This is a genomic window from Couchioplanes caeruleus, from assembly GCF_023499255.1.
Classification (GTDB): Bacteria; Actinomycetota; Actinomycetes; order Mycobacteriales; family Micromonosporaceae; genus Actinoplanes; species Actinoplanes caeruleus_A.
In genome coordinates, this window is the sequence record NZ_CP092183.1 from 164,286 (window position 1) to 177,493 (window position 13,208).

A 13,208-nucleotide genomic window follows, 5' to 3' on the forward strand; every position below is an offset into this window, starting at 1 on the left:
CGACCGACGCGGGCAACCGACGCCGCGCGATCGCCCGCCGGCCGCAGCATCGCCGGCCGCCGGCCGCGCACGTCATCGGCCGCCGCACGGTCAGGCAAGTGCCGCCTGGCCACCGCATCGCCCGGCACTCACAGCGCCTGCCCGGCGTTCCAGCGCAACCCGGCTCCCCAGCGCAACCCGGCCTCCCGGCGCAACCCGTGCCCCCGAGCGCTGCCCGGTCTCCGAGCGCGGCGGCCGATCACGCGGACCCACCCGGTCCCGGCGCGGGATCGTGAAACCCCTGGTCAGTTCTCGTCCGGACCGTCGGCCGGCTCGGTCGCCGGGGTCGTCGGCGTGGTCGTCGGCGCCGTCCGTTCGGCGGCGATGATGAGGTTGACGACCGTGTCGTCCGGAACCTGCTGACCCTCCGGCGGATCGCTGTCGATCACCGTTCCCGGGGGCGCCTCCGTGCTCTGCACATATCGCAGGCGATAGTTCAGGCCGCTGCGGTTCAACGCGGCCCGCGCCTGCTCCAGCGACAGCCCACGCAGCGCGGGGATCGTGATGTCGCTCGGCGACGTGGGGGGCGTGGTGGTCGGCGGGGTGGTCGTCGGCGCGGTGGACGTCGGGGCGGTCGTCGGCTCGGTGGTCGGGGGCGCCGCCGGGGAGAAGGTCGCCGTCGGGGCGGGGGTCGGCGTACCGCTGTCGTCGTCGGTGGACTGCAGGATCAGGTAGACGCCCCAGGCCAGCAGGCCCAGCAGGATCAGCCCGACGATGCCCACGACGATCGGCGTCCACCAGCGGCCGCGTGGCTCGTCGGCCGCCACCGTGGCCCAGTCCGTGACCTCCTCGGCCGGTCGCGGCGCGCGGACCCCGGCGCGGCCCGCCCAGACGCCGTCGTCATCGGCCCAGTTCGCGCCGGCCGGCGTGGGCGGGTAGACCGAAGTCGCGTCGGTGCCGCGGGCCGGGGGAAGGACCGCGGTCGGATCGCCGGGCGCCGGCTCGTCGACCGGCGGCATCATCTGCGTACGGTCACCCGGCAGCACCCGGGTCGAGTCGTCGGCCGCGGGCAGGAGCGCCGTACCGTCCGGATCGGTCTGTGAGTGCGGCATCTGCTGGGTGCGATCGAGTTCGGGGTCACCCGGACGCGTACCCCCATTCGGCTGATTTCCTCCCTCGCCGGGGGGTTCGTCGCCGGAAGGGAAGGACTCGCGGGTGTCGCCGGGCATCGCCGTATCGTCTCCCTCGCCTGGGGCCTCCACCGTCAACCTAACCAATCTTGAGGCATCCGCTCATCGATTCGCAGCCATAGCCGGGTCCGGCTACAGTGCCCCGCATGGCCGCGAAGGGCTGGACAGGGCAGGTGGTAGCCGCGGCCGGAGCAGCCGCGGGGACGGGCGCTGCGCAGCTCGGCCTGGGGTACGGGCTGGGCGTGGTGGTCTGGCCCGCCGCGGGTACGGCCGACGACAGCGTCTGGCTCGGCAGTCTGGGCTGGGCGACCTGGATCGCGGCGAGCGCGACGGTGTTCGGCGCGGTGATCGGCGCACGGTTCGGCCGTGCCCCCGGTGGACCGTGGCGCTTCGCGCTGGCCGCCTCCGCCGCCGTCGGTGCCCTGCTCACGGTGCTGCTCGTGGCCCTGCCGGCGCGTGCGGCCGTACGCACGGACACCTTCTCGCCGCAGACGATCGCCGCCGGGTACGCCGCCATCGGTGTCGTGCTGGGCCTGCTCATCGCGTACTGGGCGGTGGTCTCCCGGCCGGTGGCGACGAACCTGCTCGTGACCGCGGGCTGGCTGTGGGCCCTGGCCGTGGCGGCGGTCGCCTCGGACGTCTTCTGGAACCGCCCGTCGGCGGCGTACCCGTCGAGCTGGCAGTTCGCCGCCGGCGACGGTGACACGTACGGGACGATCTATTGGCCCAGCGCGCTCCTCACCCTGCTGGCGGCCTTCGTCATCGGCGTCCTCGGCGCCTGGCCGTCGGCCCGCCGCGGCAACCTCGGCGTGGGGACGGCGAGCTCCGGCGCGGTGGGCCCACTGCTGGTCGCGGCCGCCTTCCTGGTGCTCGCACCGCAGCTGACCCGGTCGCTCGGACCGCTGGAGTCGGCCTACCTGATCGCGCCCTACGCGGTTCTGGCCGGTCTCGCCGGGTCGGCGGCAACCGTGGCGCTCGGCCAGCGGAGGGAGGCACGCGGCGCCACCACGGCGGCCGGCCCGACCGATGCGGCGGATGCGACGGGGGTCATCGCGGTTCCGGCGCAAAGGCCGGCTTCCTCGGAGAAGGCAAAGCCGGCGAAGGAGCCGGAGCGGCCGGCGAAGGGGCGGGCCGAGCCGGAGAGGACGGACCCGACCGACGCGCGAGGCCAAGCGACGGCGGAACTACGAGGCGGAGCCGTAGCCGCGAGCAAGCCGGCAGCAACTGCCGGTCCGGGCACACCGCCCTCCTTCGCCACCGGCCGGGCAAAACCTCGCCCACCAGCCAAAACGACCGACCCGGCCAAGCCCGCCGGGACGAGGCCGGCCGAATCCGGGCCAACCGAGGCCAGGCCGACCCAGGCCGGACCAACCGAGACGGGTCCGACCCGAGCCAAGCCGACCGAGGCCCGGCCGACCCAGGCCAGGCCGACCCAGGCCAGGCCGACCGGTGCCGGACCGGCTCAAGGCCGGTCGGCAGACCCCAAGGCGGCCCAGCCGGCCGACGCCAAGCCGGCCGAGGCGCGGTCCACGGTCGCGCGGCCGCCGGCGGCCCCGACGGTCGCGCAGATCAATCCCGGCCGGACCGGGAGTGTGGCCGCCAGGAAGGCGGGCGGCGCGACCCCGGCGAAGAAGGCCGGCGGGTCGAAGCCCGCACCCCGACAGGACGGCCAGGACGGTTAGTCGATCGGCCAGGTGTGGACCGGCTCGTTGGTCTGCTGGTGGACGCTGTACCGGAGCAGCATGTCGTGCAGGGCGGCGGAGCGGTCGAGGTTGCGGTGGTGCTCGGCCGACCACACCGCTTCCGTCTGCCAGGTGGCGCCGTTGCGGCCGGTCCGGCAGCGGCCGTCGATGATGCCGAGCAGGCGGTCGCGGTGGCGGCGCTCGACGCCGAACATCGCCAGGCCTTCGTCGGCCTGGGGGAGGAGTGTGTCGCGGACGAGGTCGGTGACGGCGCTCTCACCCGTACCCGGCCAGAGGATTGTGGCTTCTATGCCCCGACGGGCGGCGACGTGAAAATTGTCCTCGGCCACCGGGAAGGCCAGGCGGCTCCAGACGGGGCGTTCCTCGGACGCGAGGCGGTTGGTGAGTCCGAAGTAGAAGGCGGCGTTGGCCAGCATGTCGACGACGGTGGGACCGGCCGGCAGGACGCGGTTCTCGACCCGTAGGTGCGGGCGGCCGCCCATGACGTCGTAGACCGGGCGGTTCCAGCGGTAGACGGTGCCGTTGTGCAGGCGTAGCTCGCCGAGGTGCGGTACGCCGCCCCGCTCCAGCACCGCGACCGGATCCTCGTCGTCGATGATCGGCAGCAGCGGCGGGAAATACCGGACGTTCTCCTCGAAAAGGTCGAAGACCGAGGTGATCCAGCGTTCGCCGAACCACACCCGGGGCCGTACGCCCTGCGCCTTGAGCTCGTCCGGCCGGGTGTCCGTGGCCTGCTCGAACAGCGCGATCCGGGTCTCCGCCCACAGCTGCCGCCCGTGCAGGTACGGCGAGTTCGCCCCGACCGCCACCTGGATCGCCGCGACGGCCTGGGCGGCGTTCCACTGGGCGGCGAACCGTTCCGGCGGCACCTGCAGGTGGAACTGGACGCTGGTGCACGCGGCCTCGGGGGCGATGGAGTCGTTCGCGGTCTGCAGGCGTTCGACGCCGCGGATGTCCACACTGAACTGTTCGCCGCGGGCGCCGGCGATCTGGTCGTTGAGCGCGCGGTAGCGATCGTTCGCGGACAGGTTGGCGAGCACGAGGTGATCCGGGGTCAGCGTGGGCAGGCTGCCGATGAGCACGATGGTCGCGTCGGACTTGGCCGCCCGGTCCGCGGCCCGGCCGAGGCTCTCGAGCAGGTCGTCCTCGTAGTCGGCGAAGCCGTCGCCGCTGATCAGCCGGGGTCGGGCATTGAGCTCGAGGTTGAAGCGGCCGAGCTCGGTCTGGAATGCGGGGTCGGCGAGGTCGGCGAGCACCTCGGCGTTGCGCATGGCCGGTTCGCCGTCGGCGTCCATGAGGTTGAGCTCGATCTCGAGGCCGGTCCGGCGGCTGTCGCTGTCGAACGCGGGGCCGCACTGTCCGCGCCGGTCGAGCATCAGCGCCAGCACATCCAGGCAGCGCCGGACCTTCTGCCGATAGTGGACCCGGTCCTCGGTCGAGAACGTCGTACCGGACAGGTCCTTGCCCATCGATCCTCCTGGCACGTTCGCATGACGCTCTCACGGTATGTGGACCCGCTAACGGAGGCCAGGGACGAAACGGACGTACATCAGCTCTGGGTAAGCGCTCGGAAGCGCAGGGTCCACCTTGGCAGACCATGGCGGCCTTCGCCAGCGGACCGGAAACGAGAAAGCGCCACCCCGTCCGGGGCGGCGCTTTTCGATGTCGACGTGTGGCGGGGCGGCGGTCAGGCCTGGCGGATGGCCTCGCCCTCGATCTCGATCTTGACCTTCTTGCCGATCATGACGCCGCCGGACTCGAGGGCCATGTTGTAGGTCAGGCCCCAGTCCTCGCGGTCGATCTCGGTGGTCGCGCTGAAACCGAAGAGCTGCTGACCGTACGGGCTGACGGTCGCGCCCTCGAACTCGACGAGCAGCTCGACCGGCCGGGTCACGTCCTTGATCGTGAGCTCACCGGTGAGCACGAACTCGTTGCCGTCGAACGACTTCACCCCGGTGCTGCGGAAGTCCATGGTCGGGTACTTCTCGGCCTCGAAGAAGTCGCCGGTGCGCAGGTGGTTGTCGCGGTCGGCCTGGCCGGTGCTGACGCTGGCGGTCTTGATGGAGGCGACGACCGACGACTCGAGCGGGTTCTCGGCGACGGTGACGGTCGCGGTGGCCTCGGCGAAGTTGCCGCGCACCTTGCTGACCATGAGGTGACGCACCACGAAGCCGACCCGCTTGTGCGCGGCGTCGAGCTCGTAGGTGCCGGCGGCCGGAATCTGGAGACCCTGGAACTCGCGGGTACCAGTGGCAGCGGTGTCGGTCATGACGGGTCCTCTCGAAGGCGTGCCTGTATTTGTCTGACGTAGCAACTATACACTGAGCAATATTCCCCGTGTCAATAGGGGCTGTTAGCATGGATGGCGTGGGAACCAACTTCGATGACCCCCGGTTCACCGCCTACGGCCTGTTCGCCGAGGCGTTCACGGGCCTGACCAACCGCTTCGCCGCCCAGTTCGAGCAGCACCGGCTCTCCAGCGTCGAGTTCGAGGTGCTGCTCCGCCTCGCGCGCTCGCCGCAGCACCGGCTGCGAATGACCGATCTCGCCGGCCAGACCTCGCTGTCCACCAGCGGAGTCACCCGGGTCGTCGACCGCATGGACCGCGAGGGCCTGATCCGCCGCGAGGCCTGCCCCAGCGACCGCCGCAGCTCGTACGCGGTGATCACCCCGGCCGGCGTGCAGCGGCTGGAGGAGGTGATCCCGGGCCACCTCGAGCTCATGCAGCAGTGGTTCATCGGCCAGCTCGGCCCGGGGCAGCTCGATCAGCTACTGGACGCGCTCCGGACGATCCGTGACGCGGTCAACCCGTGCGCGACGGCGGGAAGCGGGGAGAACAGCCCGGAGTCGGCCGCGCCGAGCCGATCCTGATCCCTGCCGCGCCGCCGTCGGGCTCGTCCCACGCCGGTCGCGGCGTCCGTTCGTGTGCGGCCACCACTTGCCCGCGGCAACGGGTCACCGGCAGTCCCGCGCCGGGCCGGAAGCATCGACGCCGGGCCGGAAGCGCATCGACGACTCAGCGCCCGACCGGAAGCGCATCGGTTCGGCAACCGCTGAGTGAGCGCCCGCGGGCCTTGAGTAAGCGCTTCCCCGGCACCGCCGCCACGGCCGGGTGAGGAACCGGCAGAACTACCGGCAGAACCGCCCGGGTCCAGGGTTCAAACGCACCGATCTACGCATATCAGCCGATCGCCCCCGCTAGGGTGATCACGGCAGGGGGACGCGGCGCGGCCGAGGCCGAGGCGGGGCAAACGGGGGAGCCATCGTTCTCGCCGCGTACCGGGGCGTTGCGACGGCCGGCGTTGTGGGGGGCACGGAAAACGCCGGTCGTCCACGCCCCGAGCGGCCCCCGGCCTACCCGATGAGCTCCCGCTCCCGCGGCAACAGCGTGATCCCGGCCGTACGGCAAAGCTCCGTCAGCCGGTGCACCGCCTTCGCCCGGCGGTCGGCGTCCCGGGTGCTGCGGATCAGCCCGATCAGCGCCTCCACGGTGTCGCGGGGATCGTGCCCGCCGTCGTACGCCTCGATCGCCGCGGTGAACGCCTCCGCCGCGCGGTCCGCGTCGCCGCGCTGCAGGGCCACCGCGCCCGTCACGACGGCGGCCGGGCCGTCCAGCGGCGCCGTCGATCCGGGCGGCCGCAGCTCCTCGAGCACCACCTGCGCCTCCTCCGCGAGCCCCGCCTCCGCCACCGCCAGCCCCACCGTGGCCAGGACGCGGCGGCGATGGCCCGGGTCGCCGACGTCCTCGAGCTCGGCAATCGCGTCGCGGCCGAGGCGGGCCGCCTCCTCGACGTGGCCGTCCAGGCGTTCGATCTCCGCGAGGTTCGCGACCGCCACCGCGCGCAGCCGGTGCTCGCCGCAGCGGCTCGCGAGCCGGTCGACCTCCGCCAGGCGGGCGCGGGCCGCATCGAGGTTGCCGGCGCGGACCTCGTGCCAGGAGAGGTTGTTCTCGGCCACGGCCATGTCGCGGATGCGGCCACTGTCGCTGGCCAGTTCGCGCGCCGCCTCGGCATGGTGGCGGGCACGGTCGTAGTCGCGGGTCGTCATCCGCAGCGCGGCCAGCTGAGTGTGGGCGATGAGCTGCCCGGACACGTCGCCGAGCCGGGTGAACCCGGCGAGCGCGGACTCGGCGGAACTGATCTCCTCGGCGCCGGCGCCGTGCTCGAGCGCCAGCTGCGCGAGGCCCACCTCCGCCCAGGCTCGCGTCGCGCGTGCCGCGTCGGCCGTACGGGGGTCGGCCAGCAACCGGCGCAGCCACTGCCGGCCCGTCACGTCGCGCCCCCGGAACCGCCACCAGCGAGGAAGGCAGGCGGCCAGGCGCAGCGCGGTGTGCGGTTGCTCGCGGGCGGCGTACGTGAGCGCGGCGCCGAGGTCTCCCGCCACGTCGTCGAGGCGGGCGGCCGCGTCGGCCAGCCGGGCCCCTTTGAGTTCGGCCGCGATGCTCATGGCCAGGTCGGCGATCACCTCGGCGTGCCGTCGCCGGGCGGCCGGGAGGTCCCCCTGCACCGCGGCCTGCTCGAGGGCGTAGTCGCCGACCACGTCGAGCAGGCGGAAGCGGAACGCCCGGGCGCCGCGGGCACTCAGCAGGCCGAGTTCGAGGAATCTGTCGAGCAGGTGCACCACGTCGAGGTCGGGTTGCGGTCGACGATCCGCTCGGCCAGGTCCAGCGACCAGCGGTTGCGGAAGGTCGCCAGGCGGTGCAGGGCCATCTGCTCGTCGGTGGACAGCAGGCGGTAGCTGGCCGCGACGGCTTCGCGCACCGACACGACGCCGGCGTCCGCGGGCCGGCCGGACAGGTCCCGCACCGGCAGCACGCCGCCGTCGGCGGGCCGGCCGGACAGGTCGAGCACGCGGTCGCCGTACCGGTCGAGGATCTCGGGGATGGTGAGCACCCGGCCGCGGGCGGCGGCCAGCTCGAGGGCGATCGGCAGGCCGCCCAGGCGCCGGACCAGGGCGGCGAGCGCGGTCGCCTCGGCCGGTTCGACCGGCGCCTCGCGGACCCGGGCGAGCCGGTCCATGAACAGGGCGGCCGCCGGATAGCGGGCGACGTCCTCGGGTCCGGCGTCGGCGGGCGGCGCGTCCAGCGGAGCGACCGGGCGGACCCGTTCGGTGGGCAGCCCGACCGGGTGGCGGCCGGTGGCCAGGAACCGCAGCGTCGGATGCTGGGCGAGCAGCCGGCCGAGCGCCTCGGCGACCGCTTCCGGCGACCGCTCCACCGCGTCGATCAGCAGCAGTGCGGACCGGCCGGAGAAGCGCGGCGCGAGGTCGTCGGGGCGGCCGACGCCGAAGACGGCCGCGACGCCGCCGAGCACCTCGCCGGTGGTGGAGCCGTCGGTGATGACGATGCCCGCGACCCCGCCGGGGTATGCCTCGGTGACCCGGTGGGCGACCGAGAGCGCGAGGCTGGTCTTGCCGACCCCGGCCAGGCCGACGAGCGTGATCCCCCGGTTGCCCTCGGCGGCGCGGTCGCGCAGGCGGTCGACGAGCTCGGCGACGTCGCCGTCGCGGCCGATCAGGTCGCCCGGCGGAGGAAGGCGTACGTAGCGGGGCGGCGACGCGGTCTGCGAGGCCTGACCGCGGGCCGCGGCGAGGAAGGCGAGCCGGTCCGCGCCCGCCAGCCCCAGCGCCGCGGCGAGCAGCTCCACCGTGGTGCGTTGCGGGCGGGACGCGCGGCCGCGTTCCAGGTCCCGTACGGTGCGGACGCCGACCGCCGCCCGGGCCGCGAGCTCTTCCTGGGTCAGCTTCGCGCGCAGCCGATAGCTGCGCAGCACGGCGTCGAATCCCGGACCTTCCTGGTCCGCCCCGTGATCGGCCGTCATGGCATTGAACCTAGGCAGACATGATGATGAATGCCGAGTTCAGACGGCGGATTGTCGACTAACCGACGCAACCGCCGTCGGATTTATCGCGGATCCTGCCCGGGAGTCCAAGATCTACTGGCCGAGCCGCCGGGCCCTACAGGCCGAGCCTTCGGGCGATGATCATGCGCTGCACCTCGGACGTACCCTCGCCGATCTCGAGGATCTTGGCGTCGCGGTAGAACCGGCCCACCGCCGACTCGTTCATGAAGCCGTAGCCGCCGTGCACCTGGGTGGCGTACCGGGCGTTGTCCATCGCGGCCTCGCTCGCGTACAGCTTGGCGAGGGCGGCGTGGTGCTTGAAGTCCTCGCCGGCGACCAGCCGCGACGCGGCGTCGTAGTACGCGAGCCGCGCGGTGTGCGCCCGCATCTCCATGTCCGCGATCATGAACTGGATGGCCTGGTTGGCGCCGATCGGCTTGCCGAACGCCTGGCGCTCCCGGGCGTACTTCACCGACTCGTCGACGCAGCCCTGGGCGAGACCGGTGGAGAGGGCGGCGATTGCGATGCGCCCCTCGTCGAGGATGCGCAGGAACTGGGCGAAGCCGCGGCCGCGCTCGCCGAGCAGGTTCTCGGCGGGTACGCGTACGTCGTCGAAGGCCAGCTCGTGCGTGTCCGACGCGCACCAGCCCACCTTGGAATAGCCCGGCGCGACGGTGAAGCCGGGGGTTCCCGACGGCACGATGATCGCCGACAGCTCCTTGGAGCCGTCCGGGTTCGTGCCGGTCACCGCCATCACGGTCACCAGGCAGGTGATGTCCGTACCCGAGTTGGTGATGAACGCCTTCGAGCCGTTGATCACCCACTCCCCCGTGGCGTCGTCGAGCACCGCGCGCGTCGTGGTCCCGGCGGCGTCGGAGCCGGTGCCCGGCTCGGTGAGACCGAAGGCCGCCAGGGCTTCCCCACTGGTCAGCTGCGGGAGCCAGCGGCTCTTCTGTTCCGGCGTACCGAACAAGTGGATCGGCATGGCACCCAGCGAGACGGCCGCCTCCAGGGTGATCGCGACGCTGCTGTCGATCCGCGCCAGCTCCTCCAGAGCCAGGCAGAGCGCGAAGTAGTCGCCGCCCATCCCGCCGTGTTCCTCGGGGAAGGGCAGCCCGAACAGCCCCATCTTCCCCATCTGGCGGATCAGGTCGTACGGGAAGGTCTTGTGCTCGTAGTGCTCGGCGATGACCGGGGCGACCTGCTCACGGGCGAAGTCCCGGACGGTGTCCCGCAGCGCCTCCTGCTCCTCGCTGAGCCGGAAGTCGACCATGGCGTGTCCCTTTCGGAGGGTGGATCAGACGGGCGTGACGCCGTGGCGGCGACGGGAGAACGAACGGTCCTTGCCGCGGGCGGCGGCGAACCGGCGGACGAGCTCGCCGCGCAGGTCACCGGGCTCGACGACGGCGTCGATCACGAGTTCGCTGGCGAGGCGGAGGATGTCGATGTCGCGTTCGTACTCGGCGCGGCGTTCGGCGATGAAGGCGGCGCGGTCCTCCTCGGGCAGCGCCGCGATCTTGTTGGCGTAGACGGCGTTCACGGCCGCCTCCGCGCCCATCACCGCGATCTTGGCGGTGGGCAGGGCGATCGTCGCGTCCGGGTCGAAGCCGGGGCCGGCCATCGCGTAGAGGCCGGCGCCGTACGCCTTGCGGACCACGACACAGATCTTCGGTACGGTCGCCTCCGAGATCGCGGTGATCATCTTGGCGCCGTGCCGGATGATGCCCTGCTTCTCCACCGCCGAGCCGACCATGAACCCCGGCACGTCGGAGAGGAAGAGCAGCGGCACGTTGAAGGCGTCGCACAGCTGCACGAAGCGGCTGGCCTTGTCGGCGGAGTCGACGAACAACACCCCGCCCTTGAACATCGAGTTGTTGCCGACGACGCCGATGACCTCGCCCTCGAGCCGGGCGAAGCCGATCGTCAGCTCCTTGGCCCACAGCGCCTGGATCTCGAAGAACGACCCGGTGTCGACGATGCCCTTGATGTAGCGGCGCATGTCGAACGCCTGCCGCTCGCTCTGCGGCACCAGCGCGCCGAGATCCACATTGGCCGGCTCACCGGCCTGCGCGGACGGCGGCTGCTGCGTGTAGTTCGCCGGAAGGTAGGACAGATACGAGCGGACGACGTCCAGGGCCTCCTGCTCGGTCTTGCACAGGAAGTGCCCGACGCCGGACTCCGCACAGTGCACGCGGGCGCCGCCCATCGCCTCGAGCGTGGTCTTCTCCCCCGTGACCATCTCGACCATGCGGTCGGAGCCGAGGTACATGCTGGCGTTGCCCTCGACCATCGCGACCACGTCGCAGAAGGCGGGGATGTAGGCCCCGCCGGCGGCGGACGGCCCGAACAGCGCGCACACCTGCGGAACCGATCCGGAGGCGCGCACCTGCGTGTGGAAGATCTTGCCGGCTCCGCGCCGGCCCGGGAACAGGTCGACCTGGTCGGTGATGCGCGCGCCCGCGGAATCGACCAGATAGACCATGGGTACGCCGGTCGCGTACGCCCGCTCGATGATCCGGATGATCTTTTCAACGGTACGGGCGCCCCACGACCCCGCCTTCACGGTGGAGTCGTTGGCCATGACGCACACCTCGCGCCCGTCGATGCGGGCCGAGCCGGTGATCACTCCGTCCGCGGGAAGCCCCTCCGCGAGGGTGTTGGCGTAGAGGCCGTCCTCCACGAACGAACCGTCGTCGACGAGCAGGGCTATCCGCTCGCGCGCGAACAGCTTGCCCTTCGCGGCGTTCGCGGCGTGGTACTTCTCCGCGCCGCCGGCGACCGCACGCTTGCGTGCCTGTGCCAGCGCTTCCTCGTCGATTGCCACGTGCCCCCCTCGGCCACTGCCTGAACGATCGTTAGGTTAGCGCATCTTGCACGTGGGGGCCATACGCGCCTGGTCCGGGCCGGCCACCTTTCGGCGACCGGAGCCGCCGCGTTCCCGCCGCCCGGGCCGCCCGCCTCCTGCCGGCCGGGACAACGCGAACGGGAGCCCCCGCAGGCTGCGAGGACTCCCGTCCGATGGATGCCGGTGCTGTGGAGGAGCACCGGTTTCTTTTTCACTGCCCGGCGCCTCGCGGCGCCGTACGGGTCAGGCCCGGGACCGGCCCGACCCGCGTCTACCCGTTCCTTACTTGAGCAGGCCCGTGACGTCCAGGCCGCCCACGTTCAGGCCACCCGCGTTGCTCAGGTTCTGGGTGAGGCCGTCGACCGGGGTCGCCTCGGTCTTGCTGGCGGCGTGCGTACGCGGGTGCTCGCCGTACGAGTCGTCGCCGCCCTGCGAGCCACCGTCGCCGTCGACGTCGTCACCGTCGTCGTAGCCGCCGTTGTCGCCACCGTTGTCGCCGCCGTTGTTGCCACCGTTGCCGGTGCCGTTGCTGCACGCCGCCGACGCGTTGGCCTCGCCCAGGATCGCGAGCGCGTTGCCGCAGACGTTCACCGGCACGTTGATCGGCGCAGCCACCTGCGTACCGTTCAGCACGCCGGTGTTGCCGCTGCTGTCCTGCTTGATGCCGCCGCCCTGGTGGCCCGACTCGTTCGCCGAGGCACCGGCCGCGTTGGCCTCGCCCAGCACCGACGCCGCGTTGCCGGTGATGTTCAGCGGGACGTAGACCGGCGCGGCGATCTGCGTACCGTTGCCGATCCCGGTGTTGTCCGAGCTGTCCTGCTTGACGCTCTCGGTCTTGTGCCCGCCACCGTTGACGCACACGGCCTGCGAGTTCGCCAGGCCGAGGATCGCCAGCGAGTTGCCGCAGACGTTGACCGGCACGTTGATCGGCGCGGCCACCTGCGTGCCGTTCAGCACACCGGTGTTGTCCGACGAGTCCTGGTCGACCTTGGCACCCTCGGTACGGGCGCTCTCGGTCTTGTTGACGCCGGAGCCGGCCGCGTTGGCCACACCCAGCACGGACGCCGCGTTGCCGACGACGTTCACCGGCACGGTGACCGGCAGCAGCACCTGCGTGCCGTTGAGCACGCCGGTGTTGTTCCAGCTGTGCTGCTTGTACTTGCCACCCTTGCCCTGCTTGCCGCTCTCGACCCAGTTGATGCCCTGGCCCGCGGCGTTGGACTCGCCCGCGACACCGATCGAGTTGCCGACGACGTTCAGCGGCACGGCGACCGTGGTGAACACCTGCGTGCCGTTGGCGATGCCGACGTTGTCGGACGTCGCCTGGGTGACGTCGGCGTGCGCCGCACCCGGGGCGAGCAGGAGGGCGCCCGCGGCCAGAACGCCGGCGCTCAGAGTCTTACGAACCCAAGTCTTCATGAGAAGAAACGTGCCTTTCGCAATTGTCGAATGGTGAGTCGCATATTCAATTGAATGGTGCTCACGGGCGCAGCGGTGCCCTGGCGCAATTTCGGATGCCCTGACCCCGCTCGTCGACGTGCGCCCTCGTGGTGGCGCCTGCGCATGCGGTGACGTGATGACCCGCGGCCATGCCGTTGATTCGCCGCTTGTTCGCAAACGGTTTCAGGAATCGGACCGGATCGTCACTGAA

General features: G+C 71.9%; 8 protein-coding genes and 1 pseudogene. 2 read left to right on the top strand and 7 right to left on the bottom strand.

Annotated elements, in window-relative coordinates:
* Window positions 1–284: 284 nt before the first annotated feature.
* The gene (locus COUCH_RS00795; protein ID WP_249610199.1) at window positions 285–1,091 is read right to left on the bottom strand and encodes a PASTA domain-containing protein; all 807 of its coding nucleotides are present in this window, start codon (window positions 1,089–1,091) and stop codon (window positions 285–287) included.
* Between the two features lie 224 nt (window positions 1,092–1,315).
* Between COUCH_RS00795 and COUCH_RS00800 the strand changes: the two genes are divergently transcribed.
* Window positions 1,316–2,851, top strand: a complete 1,536-nt coding sequence (locus COUCH_RS00800) for a Hansenula MRAKII killer toxin-resistant protein 1 (RefSeq protein ID WP_249610200.1) — start codon at window positions 1,316–1,318, stop codon at window positions 2,849–2,851.
* On the opposite strand, the gene COUCH_RS00805 is transcribed toward COUCH_RS00800, so the two are convergent.
* Complete coding sequence (locus COUCH_RS00805; protein WP_249610201.1) at window positions 2,848–4,341, bottom strand: glutamate-cysteine ligase family protein; 1,494 nt, start codon at window positions 4,339–4,341, stop codon at window positions 2,848–2,850. The genes COUCH_RS00800 and COUCH_RS00805 overlap by 4 nt on opposite strands.
* Before the next feature lie 218 nt (window positions 4,342–4,559).
* Window positions 4,560–5,141: a YceI family protein gene (locus tag COUCH_RS00810; RefSeq protein ID WP_249610202.1), complete on the bottom strand. Its 582-nt coding sequence runs from the start codon at window positions 5,139–5,141 to the stop codon at window positions 4,560–4,562.
* An 89-nt stretch (window positions 5,142–5,230) separates the two neighbouring features.
* Here COUCH_RS00810 and COUCH_RS00815 point away from each other — a divergent pair, with 89 nt between their 5' ends.
* A complete protein-coding gene (locus COUCH_RS00815; protein WP_249610203.1) occupies window positions 5,231–5,743 on the top strand; it encodes a MarR family winged helix-turn-helix transcriptional regulator in 513 nt (170 codons plus the stop codon).
* A gap of 483 nt (window positions 5,744–6,226) precedes the next feature.
* Here COUCH_RS00815 and COUCH_RS00820 read toward each other — a convergent pair.
* The 4 genes and pseudogenes from COUCH_RS00820 to COUCH_RS00835 all read right to left on the bottom strand — a co-directional run bounded on the left by COUCH_RS00820 (window position 6,227) and on the right by COUCH_RS00835 (window position 12,976).
* A pseudogene (locus COUCH_RS00820) lies at window positions 6,227–8,691 on the bottom strand (ATP-binding protein).
* Between the two features lie 136 nt (window positions 8,692–8,827).
* Entirely contained in the window at window positions 8,828–9,985 is a 1,158-nt protein-coding gene (locus tag COUCH_RS00825; protein ID WP_249610204.1) for an acyl-CoA dehydrogenase family protein, read from the bottom strand.
* A 24-nt stretch (window positions 9,986–10,009) separates the two neighbouring features.
* Window positions 10,010–11,536 carry an acyl-CoA carboxylase subunit beta gene (locus tag COUCH_RS00830; protein ID WP_249610205.1) on the bottom strand — a complete coding sequence of 509 codons (1,527 nt, stop codon included), beginning with the start codon at window positions 11,534–11,536 and terminating at the stop codon, window positions 10,010–10,012.
* Between the two features lie 303 nt (window positions 11,537–11,839).
* A complete protein-coding gene (locus tag COUCH_RS00835; protein WP_249610206.1) occupies window positions 11,840–12,976 on the bottom strand; it encodes a chaplin in 1,137 nt (378 codons plus the stop codon).
* Between the last annotated feature and the right edge of the window lie 232 nt (window positions 12,977–13,208).

Coding starts and splice junctions, on each gene's coding strand:
- COUCH_RS00815 (WP_249610203.1), top strand. CDS start 5,231: ATGGATGGCGTGGGAACCAACTTCGATGACCCCCGGTTCACCGCCTAC.
- COUCH_RS00825 (WP_249610204.1), bottom strand. CDS start 9,985: ATGGTCGACTTCCGGCTCAGCGAGGAGCAGGAGGCGCTGCGGGACACC.
- COUCH_RS00805 (WP_249610201.1), bottom strand. CDS start 4,341: ATGGGCAAGGACCTGTCCGGTACGACGTTCTCGACCGAGGACCGGGTC.
- COUCH_RS00800 (WP_249610200.1), top strand. CDS start 1,316: ATGGCCGCGAAGGGCTGGACAGGGCAGGTGGTAGCCGCGGCCGGAGCA.
- COUCH_RS00795 (WP_249610199.1), bottom strand. CDS start 1,091: ATGCCGCACTCACAGACCGATCCGGACGGTACGGCGCTCCTGCCCGCG.
- COUCH_RS00835 (WP_249610206.1), bottom strand. CDS start 12,976: ATGAAGACTTGGGTTCGTAAGACTCTGAGCGCCGGCGTTCTGGCCGCG.
- COUCH_RS00810 (WP_249610202.1), bottom strand. CDS start 5,141: ATGACCGACACCGCTGCCACTGGTACCCGCGAGTTCCAGGGTCTCCAG.